This is a genomic window from Kosakonia sp. LAM2021, assembly GCF_016620385.1.
In the GTDB taxonomy this organism is placed as follows: domain Bacteria; phylum Pseudomonadota; class Gammaproteobacteria; order Enterobacterales; family Enterobacteriaceae; genus Kosakonia; species Kosakonia sacchari.
On record NZ_JAENHT010000008.1, the window covers coordinates 41,065 to 64,541 of the forward strand.

Sequence of the window (23,477 nt, forward strand, 5' to 3'; positions counted from 1 at the left end):
TAACGCAAACTGCTGTGTATGTGTCACTCAGAGTCGATTTATAGCGTGAAGTTCAGGCATTAAGTGTCTGGAAAAAGTAAAAATTTATTGTCGTTCTTTACAATTCAACGGCGTTATTCCACCGCCATCAAACGACGATATTCATCCCATGAATATAGATCCGTCATCCCGCTAATATAATCCTGAATTAATCGACAACGGTGATAATACTCCAGCACCGGATACTCTGCCGCGTCGGACGATAATTTGCTCACCGCCTCAACATAGGCTAGCCGGTGGCGCGTCGAAAGTTTTTGAAACAGGCGCGATTCAATCGGGAAACGACGCAAACGCTCTTTTTCCACCAGCTCGGAAAAATCCGCCGTCGATAATTGTAACAGCGGACGATAAATATCCAGCAACCCGCTGATGACGCGATAGCCCTGTAATTCCAGTTGCTCAACGTCGGGATGGCTGAACACCTGTTTTATGGCGACATTTTTATATAATTCAAGTAGCTGACTAAAGCTGCTTTCATCTTCCAGTAACGCATGATTGAATTCGCCGCTGAAAATCTGCGGCAAGTTATCAATAAAACGCTGTGCCGCGTACGGCACCAGTTTATTCAGCGTATTGACGCGCAGATACATGAAAAATTGATCTTCCGCGCTACGGCTCATCGAATTAGCGCGTGATTTCTCCCACGCGTTTTCGACAACCTGAGCAAACAACGATCCTTTTTCATGCTCACCCCAGGCGTCATAAAGATGCTGATAAAGTTGCTCCGCGCTAAATATCCGTTTTTCTACCGCATCTTCTAAATCCGCCACGCAATAGGAAATATCATCCGCCGCTTCCATTATCCACGTCAGCGGAAAGCGGCTGTAAGTATCAAGGTTTAATTCTTTACGCAGCCGTTCTACATAGGCTTCTTCAGAAAAATAGTAGCCCGGTTTTTTCATTAAATAGCTGTGTGACGCCGGCGGTTCACCAATCCACCACGCCGGACGCGTATATTTTAAAATACAGCCGACCTGCGCCCAGGTTAGGTTCATACGCATTAATGTATGAACCAGGCGGATACCCTGCGCATTACCTTCGAAATGGCTTAAATCATGGCGCACTTTCCGGCGTAATGCGTTCAGTGTGTCTTCGCCTTCGCGCAATTTCAGCGCCACCACTTCGCAGCGATCGTCCGACAGCGGTTGGCTCACCGCATCATCCGGCGCCAGGCGCTGGCGGAACCAGTCATTGATAGCCGCTTCGCCGAAATGGCCAAACGGCGGGTTGCCAATGTCATGCATCAGGCACGCCATCTCAACGATGCTTTCGAACGGCCCGGTCAATTCATCCAGACCGTAAGTTTCCAGCAGGCGCTGCTCTTTCAGGCGGCTCAAAATCTCTTTGGCGATATAACGCCCCACTTGCTGAACTTCCAGCGAATGCGTCAAACGCGTGCGCACCGCCGCGTTACGCTCCAGCGGGAAAACCTGGGTTTTTTGCTGCAAACGTCGGATGGCGGCAGAGTTAATAATGCGCCCACGATCGCTTTCGAAGATGCGCAGTATTTCACGTTCGGTTTTTACACCCTGCGGCGAACGGTAGCGGCGGCGCCAGTTTATCTTGTTGCGAAAGTCGATCTCTGCCATTTCCTCTCCTGTGCTTAGCGTCACGGGATATCATGCAATTGTGTATGCCATGATAGACTATGCCCTGAAAACGTAATCCTGTCTTATCACATTAGCGAGTATCTCCATGAAAATTGGCATTATTGGTGCAATGGAAGAAGAAGTTACGCTGCTGCGTGACAAAATCGAGAACCGTCAGACGCTGAACGTCGGCGGGAGCGAAATCTACACCGGTACGCTGAATGGTACAGAGGTTGCGCTACTGAAATCCGGCATTGGTAAAGTGGCTGCCGCCATGGGCGCGACGCTGCTGCTGGAGCGCTGCCAGCCGGATGTGATTATCAACACCGGTTCAGCCGGTGGCCTTGCAGCCACGCTGAAAGTGGGCGATATCGTGGTTTCCGACGAAGCGCGTTATCACGATGCTGACGTAACCGCTTTTGGCTATGATATTGGTCAATTACCCGGTTGCCCGGCGGGTTTCAAAGCAGACGACAAATTGATTGCCGCAGCCGAAGCCTGCATTGGCGAGCTGAATTTGCACGCCGTACGCGGTCTGATCGTCAGCGGCGATGCCTTTATTAATGGTGCCGATGGTCTGGCGAAAATCCGCCACAACTTCCCGCAAGCGATCGCCGTTGAGATGGAAGCGACCGCCATCGCGCACGTTTGCCATAACTACGGCGTACCGTTTGTGGTGGTCCGCGCCATTTCCGACGTAGCGGATCAGGAATCCCACCTGAGCTTTGACGAGTTCCTGGTCGTGGCTGCGAAACAATCCAGCCTGATGGTTGAAACCCTGGTACAGAAACTGGCGCGTGGCTAACTCTCTTTTCAGGGCGCTTGCCGCCCTGCTGATTCTGCTTCCGGCGTGGCTTTTTGCCGCGCCACGTGTTATCTCACTGTCACCAGCCAATACCGAACTGCTTTTCGCGGCGGGCATTACGCCTGTCGGCGTCAGCAGCTATTCCGATTACCCGCCACAAGCCAGGCAGATTGAGCAGGTGGCCAGCTGGCAAGGAATGAATCTGGAACGTATTGTCGCGCTGAAACCGGATCTGGTGCTGGCATGGCGCGGCGGCAATACCGAACGTCAGGTGAATCAGCTCAAGCAGTTCGGTATCACCGTAATGTGGGTGGATGCGATCACCATTGAGCAGGTCATCGACACATTGCGTAAGCTCAAAGCATACAGCCTGCATCCACAGCAGGCGGAACAGGCGGCGCAAAAGCTGCTTTCTCAGTACAACGAATTGAAAACCCGTTACGCCAGCCTGCCGAAAAAGCGTGTGTTCCTGCAATTTGGCGCGCAGCCGCTATTTACCAGCGGAAAAGGTTCGATCCAGAACCAGGTGCTGGAGCTGTGTGGCGGGGAAAATATCTTTGCCGCCAGCCGCGTACCGTGGCCACAAGTGAGCCGTGAACAGGTGCTGGCGCGCCAGCCGCAGGCGATCGTGGTAACGGGTGATGAAAAAGAGATCCCGCGAATCGAACAGTTCTGGCGAAACCAGCTCAATGTGCCGATTATTTCTCTGCACGGTGACTGGTTTGAACGGGCAAGCCCGCGTATTATCCTCGCCGCTCAACAACTCTGTACTGCCCTTGCGCAGGTGAAATAACCGGGGAATTCACCATGCTGGTTTACTGGCTGGATATTATCGGCACCGCCGTATTTGCAATTTCAGGCGTTCTGTTGGCGGGAAAACTGCGAATGGATCCGTTCGGTGTGCTGGTACTCGGCGTCGTGACCGCCGTTGGTGGCGGGACGATCCGCGATATGGCGCTGGCGCACGGCCCGGTATTCTGGGTTAAAGATCCGACGGATTTAGTCGTGGCAATGGTGACCTGCATGTTGACCATTGTGCTGGTACGCCAGCCGCGCCGCTTGCCGAAATGGATATTACCGGTGCTGGATGCCGTCGGGCTGGCGGTGTTTGTCGGCATTGGCGTGAACAAAGCCTTTCTCGCTGAAACCGGCCCGCTGGTGGCAATTTGTATGGGCGTGGTCACCGGTGTCGGCGGCGGTATCATTCGTGATGTGCTGGCGCGCGAAGTGCCGATGATCCTGCGTACCGAAATCTACGCCACCGCCTGTATTGCGGGTGGCATTGTCCATGCAACGGCGTATCACTTCTTTGCCGTACCGCTGGAAACGGCAAGTATGCTGGGCATGGTGGTCACGCTGGTTATCAGGCTGGCGGCGATTCGCTGGCACCTGAAGCTACCCACTTTTGCGCTGGATGAATCAGGCAGATAACAAAAAAGCCGTGTCAGTGACACGGCTTTTTATGCATGAAGGGATTCATTAAATACTGAAAGAAGAACCGCAACCGCAGGTGCTGGTCGCATTCGGGTTAGTCACCACAAAGCGGGAACCTTCCAGACCTTCGGTGTAATCAACTGAACCACCAACCAGATATTGCAGACTCATCGGGTCAACCACCAGGCCTACGCCTTGCTTCTCAATGGTCATATCACCATCGTTGATTTGATCGTCAAAGGTAAAACCATACTGGAAGCCGCTGCAACCACCACCGGTGATGTAGACACGCAGCTTCAGATTTGGGTTATCTTCGTCCGCAATCAGGTTTTTTACTTTGTTGGCTGCTGCGTCGGTAAACTGCAGCGGCAACGCTACGTCATCACTCATGTCTTGCTCCCGTTGATACTGCGATCTGGTCAAATAGTAACCCGACCTTTTCAGCTATTATCCAATACGCTACTAAATCGTTCAAGTATTCTCCCGCGGCAACTCACTTTCGCGAGCCGCATCCTGCCTGGCAAGTGTGCGTGCCAGGATCGCGGAATAGAGCGGTTTCCCGCCCAAAAACTGTGCTAACAGTGTCGCACCAAGACAGGTAATGATCATTGGCAAAATAAGCTGATAATTGTCAGTCATTTCCAGAACTAGCACGATGCCGGTCAGCGGCGCACGCAGCGACGCGGCCAGTAATGCGCCCATTCCGGCAATGGCGAATGTCCCCGCATCGAGCTGATAATGCGGAAAAATCACTGCGCTCGCGCTACCGAACGCCATGCCTAATACCGTGCCAAGTGCCAGCATCGGCGCAAATATGCCGCCCGGTGCGCCGGAGCTAAAACAGAGTAACGTGGTTGCCACACGAATCAGGAAAATAAACAGCAGTGCGCCGACGGTATAATTACCAGCGGTCGCAATCGGGATAAGCGCAAAACCACCGCCGGAAAGCGCGGGCGCAATCAACCCAAGCATCCCGCAGCAACCGCCAATGACACCGCCAATCAACACCCATTTACCGGTATGCCCGCCGTGGATACGCTGAAACAGATCCTGGGTGCGCAACACCAGCGTGTTAAATAACGGTCCGATAGCGCCAAAAATCATACCCAGCACCAGATAAAGCCACAGTGTATTCACCGGCGCATTGCTGAGCTTACCGACGTCAATTACCGCTGCCTCGCCGTTAAACACGCGAAAGACAATGCTCGACATAATCACGCCGGTGAATACGGCTTTAATCGAGATCAGGTTGTAATGAAACTGCGAACGCATCTCTTCAATGATGAAAAGAATGCCCGCCAGCGGCGCGTTAAACGCGGCGGAAAGCCCGGCTGCCGCGCCGGTCGCCAGCAACGTATGACGCGCTTCACCGCTACGCAGGCGAAACAGATCGCTCATCATGCGCCCGATATTGCCGCCAATCTGCACGGTTGGCCCTTCTCTACCCAGCACCATGCCCGCGCCAAGCGTTCCCATACCGCCGAAAAACTTAACCGGTAAGACTCGCCACCAGCGCACCGGACGCAGCTCCTCCAGCGCACCTTCAATTTCCGGGATCCCCGAACCACCTGCTTCGGGCGCGAATCGCCGTACCAGGAAATAGCCAATCATCGCCAGCACCGCCGAGCCAATAAATGCCAGCGGCCATACCAGAGCGCTGTCCGCCATCTGCGCCAGCGCGCCAATGCGCGCGTTCAACACCGCGTTCACAGCTTTTTCAAAAAAGACGCCCACCAATCCGGTGGCTGCGCCCGCAACGGCGGCAACCAGCAAAATCGCCAGCGGCGTTTTATCGCGTTGCAGCATCTGGCGCATGATATTGCGGCGTCGCCGTTGCTCAACCTGCTGTTGTTCAAATGAAGGGATTTGTGCTGACATTGATCTTCGATAAGTAATACAAAAGGGGCATTTTACCCGGCAAGCGCCGCCGCGTCGCGGGCAAAATCCCTGCAAAATATGTCGTTTCACCGGGGCAAAACTTTCATAACATTCCCGTAATCACATAGAATGACCAGCATTGATTTTTCCACGAACCAGGAATGAAAAGCATGAGTAAGTCTGAAAACCTCTATAACGCAGCGCGTGAGCTTATCCCGGGCGGTGTAAACTCACCAGTACGCGCCTTTACCGGCGTGGGCGGTACGCCGCTGTTTATCGAGCGTGCTGACGGTGCTTATTTGTATGATGTCGACGGCAAAGCCTATATCGATTACGTCGGATCCTGGGGGCCAATGGTGCTTGGTCACAACCACCCGGCAATTCGCAATGCGGTGATCGAAGCGGCCAGCCGCGGCCTGAGCTTTGGCGCACCTACCGAAATGGAAGTCAAAATGGCGCAGCTGGTCACCGAACTGGTGCCGACCATGGATATGGTGCGTATGGTGAACTCTGGTACCGAAGCGACGATGAGCGCCATTCGTCTGGCGCGCGGGTTTACCGGCCGCGACAAAATCATCAAATTCGAAGGCTGCTACCACGGCCACGCCGACTGCCTGCTGGTGAAAGCCGGTTCCGGTGCGCTGACGCTCGGTCAGCCGAACTCGCCGGGCGTACCGGCTGATTTCGCCAAACACACCCTGACCTGCACCTATAACGATCTGAGTTCAGTACGCGCAGCGTTTGAGCAATATCCGCAGGATATCGCCTGTATCATCGTCGAACCGGTCGCCGGAAACATGAACTGCGTGCCGCCACTGCCGGAATTCCTGCCGGGCCTGCGCGCGCTGTGCGATGAGTTCGGCGCGCTGCTGATCATTGATGAAGTGATGACTGGTTTCCGCGTCGCGCTGGCGGGTGCGCAGGATTATTACGGTGTCACACCGGATCTGACCTGCCTTGGCAAAATCATCGGCGGCGGCATGCCGGTTGGCGCATTTGGCGGGCGTCGTGAGGTGATGGACGCGCTGGCACCTACCGGCCCGGTCTACCAGGCGGGTACGCTCTCCGGCAACCCGATTGCTATGGCAGCAGGCTATGCCTGTTTAACCGAAGTCGCCCAGCCGGGCATTCACGCCACGCTGACCGAGCTGACTACACAACTGGCCAGCGGCCTGCTGGACGCCGCGCAGGAAGCCGGCATTCCGCTGGTGGTTAACCATGTCGGTGGGATGTTTGGCCTGTTCTTTACCGATGCCGAAAGCGTGACCAGCTATCAGGATGTGGTGAAGTGCGACGTAGAGCGTTTTAAACGCTTCTTCCATCTGATGCTGGAAGAAGGCGTATACCTTGCGCCGTCAGCGTTTGAAGCGGGCTTTATGTCTGTCGCGCACAGTGAAGAGGACATTGACAACACTATCGATGCCGCGCGTCGCGTGTTCGCCAAATTATAATCCGCAAAGCCTCTCCCCGACGGGAGAGGCACGCTTTTAGCGGCTCTGCTTTCTCAGCAAATAGATAAAGTATGGCGCGCCGATAAAGGTCGACAGCAACCCGGCGGGGATCTGAAACGGAAACAGCAGCATCCGCCCGCACCAGTCGGCAAACACCAGCAGCAATCCCCCCACCAGCGCCGAAATCACCATATGCGGCATCGTGCGGCGAAAACCCATCATTCGCGCGATATGCGGTGCCATCAGACCAACAAAACTCAGTGGGCCAATGGTCATGGTCGCCGTTGCCGTGAGCGCTGCCGCCAGTAATAACAGGCCGACGCGTGACGGTGTCAGCGCCATCCCGACTGAACGCGCGGTATCACCACCGAGCGGTAAGATCATTAACCAGCGGCGACACAGCGGTGTCAGCGCCAGCAAAATCACCATCATCACGCCAGTATGTAAAACCTGCTCGCCGGACGCGTGGTAAGTGCTACCGGAAATCCACGTCAGGATCGTCGCCATACGCGGATCGCCGCTTGCCTGCAGCATCATCAGCAGCATGGTAAACGCCGTGCTCAGCGCCATCCCTGCCAGCAGCATGCGGTGCGGCGAAAAGCCACCGCGCCCGGCGGCAACCATAATAATCAGCAACGTCACCGCGGCCCCCACACTCCCGGCGGGCATCAGCCAGCCAAACGCGTTACCCGGTACGAAAAACAACATCAATACCACGCCAAACGCCGCGCCTGAGCTTATCCCCAGCACTTCCGGGCTGGCCATCGGGTTGCCGGTCAGGCGCTGAATAATACAGCCCGCCACCGCCAGCATCACGCCGGCGGTGAGCGCGGCGACAATGCGCGGCCAGCGCCATGGCATCAGTTCGTCAAGTAATTGACCGCTGGCAAACTGCCAGCCTGTGGCGTCACGCCCGAACGTCAGCGCTAACCCCATCGCCAGCAACAGAAGCACTAAACCACCCAGCGCAAACCACTGTACCTGCTGGCGCTCAACAGCCACGTTATCCCCGGCATCCATCGCGGGTGCGCTCATGCTGCGCAGGCGCGGCAACAACCACAACAGCAGCGGCGCACCAATCAGCGCGGTGATCGAACCAGTGGAAACTTCCATCCACACGCGTGTCAGCCACCAGATAACTTGATCGGAGAGCCAGAGGATCAGCGCGCCAATCAGCGGTGCCAGCAGCAAGCGCGACAACAACCGACGCGCGCCGAGCATTTTCGCCAGCAGCGGTGCAAACAGGCCGATAAAACCGATAATGCCGACCGCATTGACCAGCAACGCACTCAGCGCAATCGCCAGCATCAGCGCCGCCAGGCGAGCCAGCGACAGTGCCAGGCCAAGATTTCGCGCAACGCCATCATCCAGCCCCATCAGCGTTAGCGGGCGCAACAACAGCAGCGTTAACACCGCACAGCCAAGCAGTTGCGGCCACAATCGCTGCACAATGCTCCAGTCGGTTTGCGTTAGCGTCCCGGTGCTCCATAAAAACATGCTTTGCAGTTGATCGTGATGGAACAGCGCCAGCAGTTGATTAATCGCCCCACAATAGAGGCTCACCACCAGACCGGCGAGGATCAGTGTCACCGGCGACAAACGCTTTCCCCAGGCCACGCCAAACACCAGCGCACCGACCGCACACGCCCCGGCCAGCGCGGCAAAATGTGAAGCCAGCACGCCGGGGATCGCCCACAGCGTAGTAATGGTGACGCCCAGTTGCGCCCCGGTTGCCACACCCAGCGTTGTCGGTTCGGCAAGCGGGTTACGCAGCACCTGCTGAAACAGCACACCGACCAGACCAAGCCCGGCGCCGACCAGCAGAGAAACCACCAGGCGCGGCAACAAACTGTAGTGGAACAGCATCTGATCGATAAAGTTGATGTCCGGCGCGACGAAGGCCTGCGCCCACTGAGCGCGCGGCAAAGCGATAGTTAAATTGTTCCACGTAAGTACGGCGGCAATGATAAACAGCACCGTCAGCAGTAACGCGGGGAAAGGCGAAACACGTCGGTTCATGCCCGGCCTCCCAGCGCATTATCCAGCACGCGGGTAAAATGCATCGCCGACAGCGTCGCGCCATAAAACCAGACCGCCGGCACCCGCTGGAAACGCCCGGCGCGCACGAAGGGCATCGCCTGCCACAACGGCGTCGCCATCAGTTTTTGCATATCCTGCTCGTTACCATGATCGAAACAGATAACATCAACGTCTTTGTATTCCGCCAGCCGGTCGATACCCACCGCCACGCTGCCCCAGAAAGAGGTTTCGCCGTGCCAGGCGTTACGAATGCCCATGCAATCGAGCACTTCCTGGAACAGGCAGTTCGGTCCGAACGCCAGCACATGGCGCGGGTCGAGCAAGGTGATCATCAACAAAGGGCGGTCGCCGCGACGCGCAAAATGCGGTTTTCGCGCTTCGATCAGGGCATCAAATTCGTCGAGATGTTTTTTCGCCGCCGCTTCCAGATTCAGGATCTGCGCCATCTCGTTTAACGAGTGCTTCGCCATCGCCAGCGGCTTTTTGCCATCGCTAAACGTGAAGCCGCGCCCCGGCGCGATTTTCGCCAGCTTCGCTTCTGAAGGGCCATAACCTGCCGACCACACCAGCCAGGAAGGTTTCATTTGCGTCAATAATTCGAGATTCGGCTCGGTACGCAGCCCAACGTCAATCACCGAAGCGGGCAGCGCAGGCTCGTTGACCCACAAGTTGTAACTCTGCACATCCGCAATGCCATAAGGCGCGACGCCAAGCGCCAGCAGCAATTCAACCGGCAACCACTCCAGCGCGACAATACGCGTCGGATCGATCGCCGCGGCTTGCGCGCTGCGCATGTTCCACAACAGGGGGGAGAGCGCCATCGCCGTCAGTAAGCGACGCCGGCTAATGTGATGTAATCCAGTCATCAGTAAACAAAACTCACCGGTGCTGCACCCGCAGGATGCGGCAGGATCCCCATCGGGATACCGTAAATGTGTTCCAGCGTTTCGGCGCGCATTAATACTTCCGGCGTACCTTCGGCGATCATCTCACCACCTCGCAGCGCCACCAGATAATCGCAATACCGCGCCGCCATATTGATATCGTGCAGCACGGCAATCACCGTCAGCCCGCGCTGCTGGCTCAAGCGGTGCACCAGCGCCAGCACATCTACCTGATGGGCGATGTCCAGCGCCGAGGTAGGTTCATCGAGTAGCAGGCAGCGGCTGTCTTGTGCTACCAGCATGGCGATCCACGCGCGCTGGCGTTCGCCGCCGGAGAGGCTATCGACCAGGCGGTGCGCCAGCGGTTTTAAGCCCACCAGCGCAATCGCCTCTTCCACTTTTTCTCTGTCCGCAATGCCAAAGCGCCCCAACGCCCCGTGCCACGGGTAACGGCCAATCGCCACCAGTTCACGAACCGTCATCCCTTCCGCCTGTGGCAACTGCTGCGGCAAGTAGGCCACTTTGCGGGCAAAGGCTTTGCTGCTCCAGCTAGCAAGCGGTTGGCCATCCAGCGAAATATCACCGTCCGATGGCGGCTGGTGGCGGCCAAGCATTTTCAGCAGTGTGGATTTACCGGAGCCGTTATGACCAATCAAGCCTGTAACTTTTCCTACCGGAAAGGTCAGCGACAGCGGGTGCAGCAGCGTGCGACCAGGCACACGAAAGGTGACATCGCTAAGTTGAAAGGTGGTATCGGGAAGCGCGTTGTTTTCCTGCATGATTGCCAACTTATAAATGGGCACGGCGAACCGTGCCCGAAGAGAGATTAGAAGCGGAAGGTTGCTGTCGCCACCACCTGGCGTTCTGCGCCCCAGAAGCAGCCATAGGTGTTAAAGCAGCTTGCGACGTATTCACGATCGAGCAGGTTGTTGACGTGAACCGCCACGTTGGAACCAGCCATACCGAAGCGAGCCAGATCGTAACGAACCAGCGCATCGACAACCGTGTAGCTACCCACCTTGAAGGAGTTCGCTGGATCGCCATAGCTGGAACCGGTCAAGCGAGCGCCAGTGCCTAATGTCAGGCCAGAGAGCGCACCGTCGTAGAAGGTATAGTCGCCCCACAACGATGCCATGTGTTTTGGCACCTGCGCCGGGGTGTTGCCTTTGTAATTGGTGTCGGTGGTGTATTCCGCCTGCGTATAGGTGTAAGAACCGACCATATTCAGGTTGGCTGACAGCGCCGCTTTGGCTTCGATTTCAACGCCACGCGCGCGAATTTCACCGCCCTCAACCGACCAGAAAGAACCCGCAGGATCGGCCATCAGGTTGTTGCTCTTGGTGAGCTGATAGACCGCGCCGGTCAACACAATCGGACGATCTTTCGGGCTGTATTTCACGCCGGCTTCGTATTGCTTGCCTTTCGATGGTGCAAAGATCGCACCGCTCGCCCCTGAAGTAGAGGCTGGTTCGAACGATTCGCTGTAGCTGAAATACGGTGTTACACCGTTATCGAACAGGTAGTTAACGCCGCCGCGCCAGGTGAACTGGTTATCGTCGCGTTTTGTTGTGGTGTCAGAGATGCGGTTGTACGCGCTCTGTTTAGCCCAATCGTAACGTCCGCCCAGCGTCACCAGCACTTTATCCCACTGCGCCTGATCCTGAGCATAAAGCCCTGTTTGCTGCTGGCGGTTCAGGATTTGGTAAGCACCGGAAGGCGTGGAATGCGCGTCAAAGTCGAAATCGCTGCGATCCAGATTATAAATATCCGACGGTGCAACAGAACCGGCATAGCCAAACCACGAGTTGATGTCGTTGCGCATACGCATGTAATCGACACCGGTCAGCAGGATATGATCAATATCGCCGGTGGAGAAAGTACTTTGCAGTTGCGTATCAACAGAGAAGTTCTGCAATTTCTCGCTATCAATCACGTACTGACGCGTCAGGTAATGTCCCCATTCAGACTGGGCGATACCTGCGCACGGGCTGGTTGATGGATTGCTTGAATAGAGTGGATCCGAGCACATACCGTAACCGTACACGCTGTTTTGCGAGGTTTTGTTTTGCGCGTAACGCAGATTCTGGCGCACAGTAAAGGTGTCGTCGAACGCGTGTTCGAAGCTGTAACCCACCATTTTCTCATTACGGGAATAGGTGTTGTTCTTCGCACCTTCGTTGAAATCGGTCGATAAACGCTTGCCGTTTGGCAGCGGCTCAACGGTCCCCTCTTTCGGCAACCAACCGTAATAGCCGGTATCCGGCTCGTTCTGGAAATAGGACAAGAAAGTGAAGTTGGTCTTGTCATCAGGACGCCAGCTAAACGATGGCGCAATGGTGTAGCGCTGTTCTTTTGCCCCTTCCTGCTGTGCGTTAGCAGAACGCGCCAGCCCGGTTAAGCGATAGGAGAAAACACCGTCATCATCAAGCGCGTCGCTAAAATCAAAGCCGGTCTGGAACAGGTTATTGGTGCCGGCTTTAAACTGCACTTCATACAGCGGTGTAGTGGTCGGGCGCTTGCTGACCATATTCAACAGGCCACCCGGGCTGCTTTTTCCGTACAGCACAGAAGTGGGGCCGCGCAGGATTTCCGCCCGCTCAACCATATAAGGATCAATAACCGCGTCGTTGTAGAAGTTGCCCTGCATCTTCAACCCGTCGAGGTAGTTGTTCTGGCTCTGCCCATCGGCGGCAAAACCACGAATAATCAGGTAGTCATAGGTATTGGATGCGCCACGCGTACCAACCGCGACACCGGGCGTATAACTGAGGGCTTCTTTTACCGATTTCGGCTGATGCAGCGCGATCTCTTCGCTGGTCACCACGGAGATGGATTGTGGTGTTTTCTCCAGCGGCATATCGGTTTTCGTGGCCGTCGCCGTGTGTTTCGCGGCAATAGTCGCCGCCGGTCCCCATGCGCTTTCCTGCGGAGCGGCGCTGGTGGTAACGGTGATGGTTTCTTCTTTTTGGGTTGTTGCAGCCTGTGCGTAAACAGACATGCCGCTAACCGCTGTGGCTACTACAACTGCGATTTTACGCAGCGTAGTGTTGACTGGCTGAGCAGTGTTAGGACGCGCCATTAGTTTATCTCTGATTCAAATGAGTGAATGATAACGTAAACGAGAATTATTATTATGACCGCAGCATAATATGCGAAGCGCTGTGCGCATAGCAAGCAGTAAGCCGCCTGAAACGGCCTGAAGGATGAAGAAATAACCAGACGAAAAGCAGGTGGTTAACAGGGGTTTAATACAACGTTATTTGCATGTTTCGGACATTAAAAAACCCCCGATGTTGCATCGGGGGTTTCAGGTCTTGTCACGGCAGAAAATTAGTTACCGCCGAACATCTCTTTGATCCAGCCTGCAACGCCATCGCTTTTCTGCTCCTGCTGCGGCGGCTGTTGAGGCTGCTGCGCCGGTTGCTGCGGCTGCTGGGACTGGTCAAACGGATTGCCGGTTTGCGGCTGCACCTGGTTTTGCTGGCACAGCGTTTCCGGGCTGGTCGTCCAGACCGGAAGCTGGCGCACCCCGCCACCGCCGCAAACGAAATTACCCATGTCATCAACGCCCATATTGGTGATGTCTTCCGGCGGCGTCAGATCCAGCGGGATCGGCGACTGGTTTTCCAGATACCGCTGGTAAATCGCCATCGCGCCGCTGGCACCATACAATTTCGTCGGCTGGTTATTATCGCGGCCAACCCAGGTAATCGTCACTTCGCGCCCGTCGATACCTGCAAACCAGGTATCAACGTTGTTGTTGGTGGTACCGGTTTTACCCGCCAGATGCAGGCCCGGATACTTCGCGCCAAGCTGACGGCCGGTGCCGCGCTGGACAACCTGCTGCATCGTCCACAACGTCATGTACGCTGCCTGCGCCGGTACGGCCCGTTCGGCCTGCGGGAAGCTCTGATACAGCACCGTGCCGTCTTCAGCAATCACCGAACGCAGCGCGGAAAGCGGTGCGCGGTTACCGCCGCTGGCGATGGTCTGGAAAGCCTGCGCCACTTCAATTGGCGTCAGGTTCAGCGCACCGAGCAGCATAGACGGCATGCCGGTCAGCTGATCTTTCGGCGCGCCGAGTTTCTGCCAGGTGTCCGTCACCGCAGGCAACCCTACCGCCATCCCGAGGTTCACCGTCGGTACGTTCATCGAACGGGTCAGCGCATCGACCAGCATCACCTGGCCACTAAAACGACGGTCATCATTCTGCGGTGCCCACACCTGGCCGTTAGACAAGCGCAGTGAAATCGGCGCATCGGCAATCCAGGTATTCAGGCGATAGATGTTCGGCTGGCTCAGCGCTGTCAGATAGGTTGCAGGTTTCGCCAGCGAACCAATGGAGCGGCGCGCCTGCATCGCACGGTTATAACCCGCGAACTGCGGCGTCGCACCACCGACCATCGCGCGGACTTCACCGGTGTAGCGGTCAACCACCACCATTGCCGTTTCAAGATCGGTCAGCTTGCGCTGTTTGATCAGCAGCGGAATACCTTCCACGGCGGCTTTTTCGGCGGCGTCCTGCGCCACGGAATCAAAGGTAGTGAAGATCTTCACGCCGGAGAGATCTTTCACCTTATCGCCGAGTTTGGCCTGCAACTCCTGGCGTACCATCTGCATAAATGCCGGCTGCGGTGAAATCACCCCGCCGCGCGGCTGCACACCGAGCGGACGCGCGCTCAGCATGTCATACAGCTCCTGGTCGATAACGTTTTGCTGTTGCAGCAAACGCAGCACCAGGTTACGACGCTCCAGCGCCAGTTTCGGGTTACGCCACGGGTTGTAGATTGACGCGCCTTTAACCATCCCCACCAGCAATGCCTGCTGATCAAGGCTCAGCTCTTCCACCGGGCGGCCAAAATAGTAGAGGCTCGCCAGCGGGAAGCCGCGGATCTCGTTGTCGCCGCTCTGACCGAGGTACACCTCGTTCATATACAGCTCAAGAATACGATCTTTGCTGTAGCGGGCATCCATAATCAGCGCCATATAGGCTTCGTTGGCTTTACGCCAGTAGGAGCGCTCGCTGCTGAGGAACAGGTTTTTCACCAGCTGTTGCGTCAGCGTACTCGCCCCCTGCACAGTGCGTCCGGCGGTCAGGTTCGCCAGCACCGCACGACCAATGGAGTAAAAGCTGATGCCATCGTGCTCGTAAAAGTGACGGTCTTCGGTCGCCAGCAGCGTATCCACCAGCAGATCCGGGAAGCCATTGCGCGGCACGAACAAACGCTGCTCGCCATTAGGCGAAGAGAGCATGGTTATCAGACGCGGATCGAGGCGGAAGAAACCGAACTGGCGGTTGCTGTCCATATTCTCGATGGTTTCCAGACGAGAGCCGTCAAAGGTCAGACGCGCGCGCACCTGCCCTTCTTTACTATCCGGGAAATCAAACGGACGGCGGATCATCTCAATGCTTTTCGCCTGCACAGTAAACTCGCCGGGACGCGTCATCTTCGTCACCTGGCGGTACTGCGTGGCTTCCAGCAGTTTCACCATCTCGTTTTTACTGATTGCCATATCCGGTTCGAGGTTGACCATACGGCCATACACCGCGGCAGGCAGTTGCCAGACTTTTCCGTCGATACGGGCACGGATTTTTTGATCCAGATAAACGCCATAAATGGCGCACAGCACGGCCAGAACGATGGCAATTTTTAACAGCAGCCAGAACCAGCCGCGTTTGCCGCGTGGCTTCTTGCCTTTGCCTCTTCCTTTTTTCGGCATCGGTTCCTCGTCTTCATCGTCATCTTCATACTCGTCGTACTCCTCTTCCCGAAGTCGACGACGGCTGATTTTCTCTTTCGCCGGACGCGCTGGTTTACCCTTGCGTCCAATTGGCTCGCGGTCATTCCCCGCCATGCTTTACTCTCCGCAACTTTCAGGCGCAAGGGCCTGATTCTCAACTCTTCCGCACCAGGGCAGAAGAAGAAATCTCTCAATTTATCGCACTGTTTGATGGCAAGAAGCCCATCGCGGTTACGAATATTTTTTGGTGCGCCGCGTCGGTGCCGTATTAGCCGGATCGTCCGGCCAGACATGCTTCGGGTAGCGCCCTTTCATCTCTTTTTGCACTTCGCGATACGCGCCCGCCCAAAACGCGCTTAAATCACGGGTGATTTGCAGCGGACGTTGCGCAGGGGACAGCAGTTCCAGCACCAGTGCCACGCGCCCTTGCGCGATAGTCGGCGTTGTCGCTTCGCCAAACATCTCCTGCATACGCACCGCCAGCGCTGGCGGGTTATCTTCGTGATAACGAATCGCTATCCGGCTTCCCGTCGGCACAGTGTAATGCGCAGGCAGCTCACTATCCAGACGTTGACGTAATGACCACGGCATCGCATTTTGTAACGCTTGCGTAACATCAAGCGCTTTCAGCTCACGCAACGAACGGATACCGCTCATTTGCGGCAATAACCACTGTTCAAGATTTTCCAGCAGCGAGGTCTCATCGACTGCGGGCCAGTCAACTTCCGGCAGCCACTTCGCCGCACAGTGTAATCGCAAGCGCAATTGCTCGGCATCCGGCGTCCAGTTCAGTACCCGCAAGCCCTTATCACGAATGCCGTTCAGCATCGCCTGATGCAACTCCTCTTCCGAGGGTTTCGCCAGCGGCTGCACTTTTAACGTCAATTGGCCTATCTGGCTGCGGCGAAACGCTTTTAACGTGCCCTGCGCCTCGTCCCACTCAACCGTGTCGGACTGCTGCAATAAATGTGGGCAGCGGGTGACAAGCGCGTCGATATCCAGCGGCAGCGCCAGCAAGATCCGCGCATCCGGCGATGCGCTACCCTGCAACAACAGTGGAGCTATCAGCCACTCGTGACGGTTGAGTGCATCATCTGCATCCAGCGTGGCGCCCATGCCGTTCGCCAGTTGATAGCGACCTTCCTGGCCGCGCCGGCGGGCAATGCGATCGGCAAAGGCGCTTGCCAGCAACGGCGCAAGGACGGTGTTGTTCGGCTCGCCATCACTGCTTTTCAGGCGGCGAGCCAGCTGGCGCGCGCGCTGCTGCCAGTTTGGCTGGTTGCGTGAAAACGCCGCGCTTAAGTCACTGTTTGCACCGCGCGGTGGCTCTTCCAGAATCGCCGCCAGCTTCGCCGCCGTGGCAATTTCGTCTCGACCGTTTGCCGCTGCCAGCATCGCAGCCAGGCGCGGATCGTTACCGAGCGCCGCCATGCGTTGCCCAAACGGCGTCAGCCGACCTTCCTCAAGCGCCTGCAACTGGCTGAGTAGCTTGCGCGCCGCCGCGAGATTCACCGCTGGCGGCAGATCCAGCCAGTTAAGCTGGGCAGGATCCTGGCATCCCCACTGTATTAATTCCATCAACAGCCCGGATAAATCACTACTCACTATTTCAGGGCTGCTCTGCGCCGCCGCGCGTTCCGCCTGCTCTTTACTCAGTAAATGCACGCAAATACCAGGCTCAAGTCGACCGGCACGCCCGGCGCGCTGCGTCATCGAAGCAACACTAATGCGTTGCGTCAACAACCGGGTTAAGCCACTGCGGGCATCAAACCGCGCGACGCGCTCCTGGGCGCTATCCACCACCAGGCGAATGCCTTCGATGGTCAAACTGGTTTCGGCAATATTGGTAGCAAGCACCACTTTTCGTTGCCCGGCAGGCGCGGGCAAAATGGCTTTGCGCTGCTCACTGAGCGGCAGCGCGCCATAAAGCGGGCAGAGGAGAACATCGCTGCCGACGCGGGAAGCTAGTTGCTCCTGCACACGCTGGATTTCACCGACACCGGGTAAAAACAGCAGCAGCGAACCGGCTTCATTACGCAGTAGTTCCGCTGTCGCCTGGGCAATCGCCTCGTCAAAACGAAGATGAGTCGGCAAAGGCTGATAGCGTTGCTCAACCGGATAGGTACGCCCAGCAGAAACAATGACTGGCGCATCCGGCAGCAGCGCTTGTAAACGCGCATTATCAAGCGTTGCCGACATCACCAGCAGTTTGAGGTCATCGCGCAACCCTTGCTGCACGTCCAATAGCAGCGCCAGGGCGAGATCCGCTTGCAGGCTGCGCTCGTGAAACTCATCGAGGATCACCAGCCCTACGCCGCTGAGTTCTGGATCTTGCTGAACCAACCGCGTCAAAATCCCTTCTGTCACCACTTCGAGCCGGGTATTTGGCCCCACGCAGGTTTCCGCACGCATCCGGTAACCCACGGTTTCGCCAGGCTTTTCATCAAGCAGTTCCGCCAGCCGCTGTGCCACATTGCGCGCCGCCAGCCGACGCGGCTCAAGCAGCAAAATACGACCAGTAATGTCGCCTTGTTGCAGCAGTTGCAACGGCAACCAGGTCGATTTCCCTGCGCCGGTGGGCGCGCTTAACAGCACCTGTGGCGCGGCGCGCAGGGCAGAAAGAATCTCGGGCAGAACGGCGGCGACTGGCAGTGAGGACACAAAAGCTCCGGAGGGTTAACATAAGCCGGCCAGCAGTATAACATCGCCGTAAACCTTTGACCTCGAGCCTGCCATGTCTGAACCTAAAAGGCTGTTTTTCGCCCTTGAACTCCCTGCGGATATTCAGACGCAGGTGGTGCAATGGCGCGCACAGCAGTTCCCGCCGGATGCGGGGCGACCGATTGCAGCGGCGAATCTGCATCTGACGCTGGCGTTTCTCGGCGAAATCAGCGCGGAAAAACAGCGCGCACTGGAAGCGCTGGCCGGACGGATACACCAGCCCGGTTTCACGCTCACGCTGGATGATGCCGGACAATGGCTGCGCTCGCGCGTAGTCTGGCTCGGTTCACGCCAGCCACCGCGCGGGTTGCTGCAGCTGGCGGATATGCTCCGCGCCCAGGCTTCTCGCAGCGGGTGCTACCAAAGCCCGCAGCCGTTTCACCCCCACATTACGCTGCTGCGCGACGCCAGCCATGCTGTCACTATTCCACCGCCGGGTTTTCACTGGTCGTTTCCGGTGACGGCGTTCGCATTGTATGAATCACAATTTATCCAGGGGCGAACCCGCTACACGCCGTTGCATCGCTGGACGCTTAAAAAATAAGGATTTCCCATGGATTTTTCCCCGCCGCTTAAATCCGCCACGCTGATTCAGCGTTACAAACGCTTCCTTGCGGATGTGGTCACGCCTGAAGGGGAAACCCTCACGCTGCATTGCCCAAATACTGGTGCGATGACCGGTTGTGCGACGCCAGGCGACACGGTCTGGTATTCCACGTCGAATAATCCTAAGCGCAAATATGCCCATACGTGGGAATTATCCCAAACCCAACAAGGGGCATTTATTTGCGTCAATACTCAGCGGGCAAATATGCTGACAAAAGAAGCAATACTTGCTGACCAGGTGCCTGAACTCAGCGGATATAGCGTGCTGAAAAGCGAAGTAAAATATGGTGCGGAAGGTAGCAGAATTGATTTTCTGTTACAGGCGGATGACCGGCGCAACTGCTATATTGAAGTGAAATCGGTCACGCTCGCCGAGCAGCAGTCAGGCTACTTCCCGGATGCCGTCACCCTGCGAGGACAGAAGCATTTACGGGAATTAATGAGCGTCGCGGCCAACGGCGATCGCGCGGTAATTCTGTTTGCTGTTCTGCACTCCGCCGTTGAACATTTTTCTCCGGCACGCCATATTGACGAGGAATACGCACGATTATTGAATGAGGCACAACACCGGGGCGTAGAAGTTATCGCTTATAAAGCGGAACTTTCTGCCGATAATATCACTCTTAAGTTGCCACTACCTTTTACGGTATAAAGGCAAGCTTTTGACGAGTAAGTGATTTGGTCGCGTGCGCAAATACGCTTTTCTTCACAGGGTTGTCAAGTGTTACGTTTAGATATTTGCCATCCGTAAAAGCATCTGCTATTTATAGCGGCCTGATTTTTCCCCCACACGGGGATCGATAGTGCGTGTTAAGGAGAAGCAACATGCAAGAAGGGCAAAACCGTAAAACATCGTCCCTGAGTATTCTCGCCATCGCTGGGGTGGAGCCGTATCAAGAGAAACCGGGCGAAGAGTATATGAACGAAGCCCAGCTGGCGCACTTCAAGCGTATTCTTGAAGCATGGCGTAATCAACTTAGGGATGAAGTCGATCGCACCGTCACGCACATGCAGGACGAAGCAGCTAACTTCCCCGATCCGGTCGATCGTGCCGCTCAGGAAGAAGAGTTTAGCCTCGAACTGCGTAACCGTGATCGCGAGCGCAAGTTGATTAAAAAGATCGAGAAGACGCTGAAAAAAGTGGAAGACGAAGATTTCGGCTTCTGCGAATCCTGTGGCGTTGAAATTGGTATCCGTCGTCTGGAAGCACGTCCGACTGCCGACCTGTGCATCGACTGCAAAACCCTGGCGGAAATCCGCGAAAAACAGATGGCGGGTTAATCCCCTGACGTCTTCAACGGCGCACCGCTAAGGCGTGGTGCGCCCTATACGGCGGGATCGATTCCCGCCTATATTTTGCCAGCGACATGCCTGAATCACACTATATTGGGCGCTTTGCGCCATCCCCGTCCGGTGAACTGCATTTTGGTTCGTTAATTGCTGCTCTCGGCAGCTATCTGCAAGCCCGCGCCAGCCACGGCAGCTGGCTTGTTCGCATCGAAGATATCGATCCCCCCAGAGAAGTTCCCGGCGCGGCAAATACCATTCTTCGCCAGCTTGAGCATTATGGTCTGCACTGGGACGGCGATGTGCTGTGGCAATCCCGGCGCCATGACGCCTACCGCGAGGCGCTCGCCACCTTACAACGCAACGGGCAGAGCTATTTTTGTACCTGCACGCGCGCGCGCATCCAAAGCATCGGCGGCACGTACGATGGACATTGCCGGACATTACAAAATGGTCCGCAAAACGCCGCCGTACGGCTGGTACAGCAGCATCCGGTCCTGCACTTCGACGATAAATTACGCGGGCGCATCACCGCCGACGAAAAACTGGCGCGGGAAGATTTTATTATTCACCGCCGTGACGGACTGTTTGCCTACAACCTTGCAGTGGTGGTCGATGACCATTTTCAGGGCGTCACGGAAATTGTGCGCGGCGCGGATCTGATAGAACCCACGGTGCGGCAAATCTCCCTTTATAACCAGTTTGGCTGGCCGGTGCCGACATACATTCATTTGCCGCTGGCGCTCAATGAGCAGGGAAATAAGCTTTCCAAGCAAAACCACGCCCCTGCGTTGCCGGAAGGCGATCCGCGCCCGGTAATAATCAGGGCTTTACAATTTTTGAACCAGGATGTAACAAATGAGTGGCAGGATCTGCGCATCGACGCGCTGCTGCAAAAAGCGGTGGAAAACTGGACGCTTTGTCGAGTGCCAGATGCCGTGGATGCGAATACAGCATTCTCAAACGGCTCGCGCTGAGCTATGATTAGCCGCTATTTTTTTGTCCTGATGTTTGACACTACCGAGGTGTACTATTTTTACCCGAGTCGCTAATTTTTGCCGCAAGGTGCTAAGCCGCGAAGAGAGCATGGTCGTTGAGGCTATGGCCCAACCGCAGATGACGGTTATTCCGCGTGAGCAGCACGCTATTTCCCGCAAAGATATCAGTGAAAATGCGCTCAAGGTGCTCTATCGTCTGAATAAAGCGGGCTACGACGCTTACCTGGTAGGCGGCGGCGTGCGCGATTTATTGCTGGGCAAAAAACCAAAAGATTTTGACGTGACCACCAGCGCAACGCCGGACCAGGTGCGTAAACTGTTCCGCAACTGCCGCCTGGTTGGCCGCCGTTTCCGCCTCGCGCATGTGATGTTCGGGCCGGAAATCATTGAAGTCGCCACATTCCGTGGTCATCACGACGAACAACAAACCGATCGCACCATCTCCCAGCGCGGGCAGAATGGCATGCTGCTGCGCGACAACATTTTCGGATCCATCGAAGAAGATGCCCAGCGCCGCGACTTCACCATTAACAGCCTTTATTACAGCGTTGCTGATTTCACCGTACGTGATTACGTCGGCGGTATGCGTGATTTAGAAGAAGGTGTGATTCGCCTGATCGGCAACCCGGAAACCCGCTATCGCGAAGATCCGGTGCGCATGCTGCGCGCGGTGCGCTTTGCCGCCAAGCTCAATATGCGTATCAGCGAAGAGACCGCCGAGCCGATCCCGCGCCTGGCAACGCTGATTAACGATGTTCCTCCGGCGCGCCTGTTTGAGGAATCGCTGAAACTGCTGCAGGCCGGCTACGGTTACGAAACCTGCCGTTTACTGCGTGAATATGGTCTGTTCCAGCCGTTGTTCCCCAGCATCACCCGCTACTTCACCGAAAAAGGCGACAGCCCAATGGAGCGGATTATTGACCAGGTGCTGAAGAATACCGACAACCGCATTCGCAACGACATGCGCGTCAATCCGGCGTTTTTGTTTGCTGCCATGTTCTGGTATCCGCTGCTGGAAAACGCCCAGCGCATTACCCAGGAAGGCGGGCTTGCCTATTACGACGCTTTCGCACTGGCGATGAACGACGTGCTGGATGAAGCGTGCCGTTCACTGGCGATCCCGAAACGCATCACCACGCTGATCCGTGATATCTGGCAGTTGCAGTTGCGGATGTCCCGTCGCCAGGGCAAGCGCTCATGGAAACTGATGGAACACCCGAAATTCCGCGCGGCCTATGATTTACTGGCGCTGCGCGCCGAAGCCGAAAATAACGGCGAGCTGCAACGTCTGGCGAAATGGTGGGGTGAATTCCAGGTTTCCGCACCGCCAGCCCAGAAAGATATGCTCAATGATTTAGGCGATGAGCCGGCAGAACGCCGTCGCCACCGCCGCCCGCGCAAACGCGCGCCGCGCCGCGAAGGTAGCGCATGACCCTCGCGTATATCGCGCTCGGTAGCAACCTGGCGTCACCGCTCGACCAGGTTAACGCCGCGATGACCGCCCTCGGAGAGATCCCACAAAGCCGCATCGTGGCGGTCTCTTCATTATACCGCACTCCCCCGCTTGGCCCGCCGGATCAACCGGACTACCTCAATGCCGCCGTGGCGCTGGAAACCGCCCTTGAGCCAGAAACATTGCTCGATCACACGCAACGCATTGAGCTTCAGCAAGGCCGCGTGCGTAAAGCAGAACGTTGGGGGCCGCGTACGCTCGATCTCGATATCATGCTGTTTGGCGATCTCACCCTGAATACAGAACGCCTGACGGTGCCGCACTACGACATGAAAAACCGGGGTTTTATGCTGTGGCCGCTGTTTGAAATTGCGCCCGATCTGCGCTTCCCGGACGGCACATCGTTGCAGGAAATTCTTGCAAGCCTGAACGCGCCAAAACCCGACGCCTGGTAATCTCCCGCTTTCTTCACACCCCGCGCTCACCGCTTGCCTAAAATCATTGCCCACCTGATGGTTGCTGCTAGAATGCGCCAGAATCGCTTTCGACT

The 23,477-nt window shown here is 56.4% G+C and carries 19 protein-coding genes; 10 read left to right on the forward strand and 9 right to left on the reverse strand.

Annotated elements, in window-relative coordinates:
- Positions 1 to 113 precede the first annotated feature (113 nt).
- Positions 114 to 1,628 carry a dGTPase gene (gene dgt / locus JKP81_RS16765; RefSeq protein ID WP_200552615.1) on the reverse strand — a complete coding sequence of 505 codons (1,515 nt, stop codon included), beginning with the start codon at positions 1,626 to 1,628 and terminating at the stop codon, positions 114 to 116.
- A 106-nt stretch (positions 1,629 to 1,734) separates the two neighbouring features.
- Here dgt and mtnN point away from each other — a divergent pair, with 106 nt between their 5' ends.
- The 3 genes from mtnN to JKP81_RS16780 are packed head-to-tail and all read left to right on the forward strand — an operon-like array spanning position 1,735 to position 3,864.
- A complete protein-coding gene (gene mtnN, locus JKP81_RS16770) occupies positions 1,735 to 2,433 on the forward strand; it encodes a 5'-methylthioadenosine/S-adenosylhomocysteine nucleosidase (protein WP_017457987.1) in 699 nt (232 codons plus the stop codon).
- Positions 2,426 to 3,226 carry a vitamin B12 ABC transporter substrate-binding protein BtuF gene (btuF, locus tag JKP81_RS16775; RefSeq protein WP_200552616.1) on the forward strand — a complete coding sequence of 267 codons (801 nt, stop codon included), beginning with the start codon at positions 2,426 to 2,428 and terminating at the stop codon, positions 3,224 to 3,226. The genes mtnN and btuF overlap by 8 nt, the downstream gene beginning before the upstream one ends.
- 14 nt (positions 3,227 to 3,240) lie before the next feature.
- Positions 3,241 to 3,864 carry a TRIC cation channel family protein gene (locus tag JKP81_RS16780; RefSeq protein WP_020456597.1) on the forward strand — a complete coding sequence of 208 codons (624 nt, stop codon included), beginning with the start codon at positions 3,241 to 3,243 and terminating at the stop codon, positions 3,862 to 3,864.
- Between the two features lie 48 nt (positions 3,865 to 3,912).
- Here the strand turns inward: JKP81_RS16780 and erpA are convergent, their stop codons facing one another.
- Both erpA and clcA read right to left on the reverse strand, forming a co-directional pair.
- Positions 3,913 to 4,257, reverse strand: a complete 345-nt coding sequence (gene erpA, locus JKP81_RS16785; RefSeq protein ID WP_017457984.1) for an iron-sulfur cluster insertion protein ErpA — start codon at positions 4,255 to 4,257, stop codon at positions 3,913 to 3,915.
- Positions 4,258 to 4,338: 81 nt separating this feature from the next.
- Complete coding sequence (gene clcA / locus JKP81_RS16790; RefSeq protein ID WP_200552617.1) at positions 4,339 to 5,745, reverse strand: H(+)/Cl(-) exchange transporter ClcA; 1,407 nt, start codon at positions 5,743 to 5,745, stop codon at positions 4,339 to 4,341.
- Positions 5,746 to 5,915: 170 nt separating this feature from the next.
- Here clcA and hemL point away from each other — a divergent pair, with 170 nt between their 5' ends.
- Positions 5,916 to 7,196 carry a glutamate-1-semialdehyde 2,1-aminomutase gene (hemL, locus tag JKP81_RS16795; protein WP_200552618.1) on the forward strand — a complete coding sequence of 427 codons (1,281 nt, stop codon included), beginning with the start codon at positions 5,916 to 5,918 and terminating at the stop codon, positions 7,194 to 7,196.
- Between the two features lie 36 nt (positions 7,197 to 7,232).
- Here the strand turns inward: hemL and fhuB are convergent, their stop codons facing one another.
- The 6 genes from fhuB to hrpB all read right to left on the reverse strand — a co-directional run bounded on the left by fhuB (position 7,233) and on the right by hrpB (position 18,523).
- Positions 7,233 to 9,215, reverse strand: coding sequence for a Fe(3+)-hydroxamate ABC transporter permease FhuB (gene fhuB, locus JKP81_RS16800; RefSeq protein WP_200552619.1), 1,983 nt, complete (start codon positions 9,213 to 9,215; stop codon positions 7,233 to 7,235).
- Positions 9,212 to 10,102 (reverse strand): Fe(3+)-hydroxamate ABC transporter substrate-binding protein FhuD, encoded by an 891-nt coding sequence (fhuD, locus tag JKP81_RS16805; protein WP_200552620.1) that lies wholly within the window; start codon positions 10,100 to 10,102, stop codon positions 9,212 to 9,214. Before fhuD ends, fhuB begins: the two co-directional genes overlap by 4 nt.
- Positions 10,102 to 10,899 carry a Fe3+-hydroxamate ABC transporter ATP-binding protein FhuC gene (gene fhuC / locus JKP81_RS16810; protein ID WP_200552621.1) on the reverse strand — a complete coding sequence of 266 codons (798 nt, stop codon included), beginning with the start codon at positions 10,897 to 10,899 and terminating at the stop codon, positions 10,102 to 10,104. Before fhuC ends, fhuD begins: the two co-directional genes overlap by 1 nt.
- Positions 10,900 to 10,946: 47 nt before the next feature.
- A complete protein-coding gene (fhuA, locus tag JKP81_RS16815) occupies positions 10,947 to 13,199 on the reverse strand; it encodes a ferrichrome porin FhuA (RefSeq protein WP_200552622.1) in 2,253 nt (750 codons plus the stop codon).
- Positions 13,200 to 13,450: 251 nt separating this feature from the next.
- On the reverse strand, positions 13,451 to 15,976 hold the full coding sequence (mrcB, locus tag JKP81_RS16820) for a bifunctional glycosyl transferase/transpeptidase (protein WP_200552623.1): 2,526 nt from the start codon (positions 15,974 to 15,976) through the stop codon (positions 13,451 to 13,453).
- A 117-nt stretch (positions 15,977 to 16,093) separates the two neighbouring features.
- Positions 16,094 to 18,523 carry an ATP-dependent helicase HrpB gene (gene hrpB, locus JKP81_RS16825; RefSeq protein ID WP_200552624.1) on the reverse strand — a complete coding sequence of 810 codons (2,430 nt, stop codon included), beginning with the start codon at positions 18,521 to 18,523 and terminating at the stop codon, positions 16,094 to 16,096.
- Between the two features lie 73 nt (positions 18,524 to 18,596).
- Between hrpB and thpR the strand changes: the two genes are divergently transcribed.
- The 6 genes from thpR (at position 18,597) to folK (ending at position 23,382) form a co-directional block, all read left to right on the forward strand.
- Entirely contained in the window at positions 18,597 to 19,127 is a 531-nt protein-coding gene (gene thpR, locus JKP81_RS16830; protein ID WP_200552625.1) for an RNA 2',3'-cyclic phosphodiesterase, read from the forward strand.
- Positions 19,128 to 19,136: 9 nt separating this feature from the next.
- Positions 19,137 to 19,841 (forward strand): DNA/RNA nuclease SfsA, encoded by a 705-nt coding sequence (sfsA, locus tag JKP81_RS16835; protein ID WP_200552626.1) that lies wholly within the window; start codon positions 19,137 to 19,139, stop codon positions 19,839 to 19,841.
- A 173-nt stretch (positions 19,842 to 20,014) separates the two neighbouring features.
- Complete coding sequence (gene dksA / locus JKP81_RS16840; RefSeq protein ID WP_007373199.1) at positions 20,015 to 20,470, forward strand: RNA polymerase-binding protein DksA; 456 nt, start codon at positions 20,015 to 20,017, stop codon at positions 20,468 to 20,470.
- A gap of 86 nt (positions 20,471 to 20,556) precedes the next feature.
- Positions 20,557 to 21,453: a tRNA glutamyl-Q(34) synthetase GluQRS gene (gene gluQRS / locus JKP81_RS16845; protein WP_200552627.1), complete on the forward strand. Its 897-nt coding sequence runs from the start codon at positions 20,557 to 20,559 to the stop codon at positions 21,451 to 21,453.
- A gap of 55 nt (positions 21,454 to 21,508) precedes the next feature.
- Complete coding sequence (gene pcnB / locus JKP81_RS16850) at positions 21,509 to 22,906, forward strand: polynucleotide adenylyltransferase PcnB (protein WP_340224529.1); 1,398 nt, start codon at positions 21,509 to 21,511, stop codon at positions 22,904 to 22,906.
- On the forward strand, positions 22,903 to 23,382 hold the full coding sequence (gene folK / locus JKP81_RS16855; protein WP_200552629.1) for a 2-amino-4-hydroxy-6-hydroxymethyldihydropteridine diphosphokinase: 480 nt from the start codon (positions 22,903 to 22,905) through the stop codon (positions 23,380 to 23,382). The genes pcnB and folK overlap by 4 nt, the downstream gene beginning before the upstream one ends.
- Positions 23,383 to 23,477: the final 95 nt, after the last annotated feature.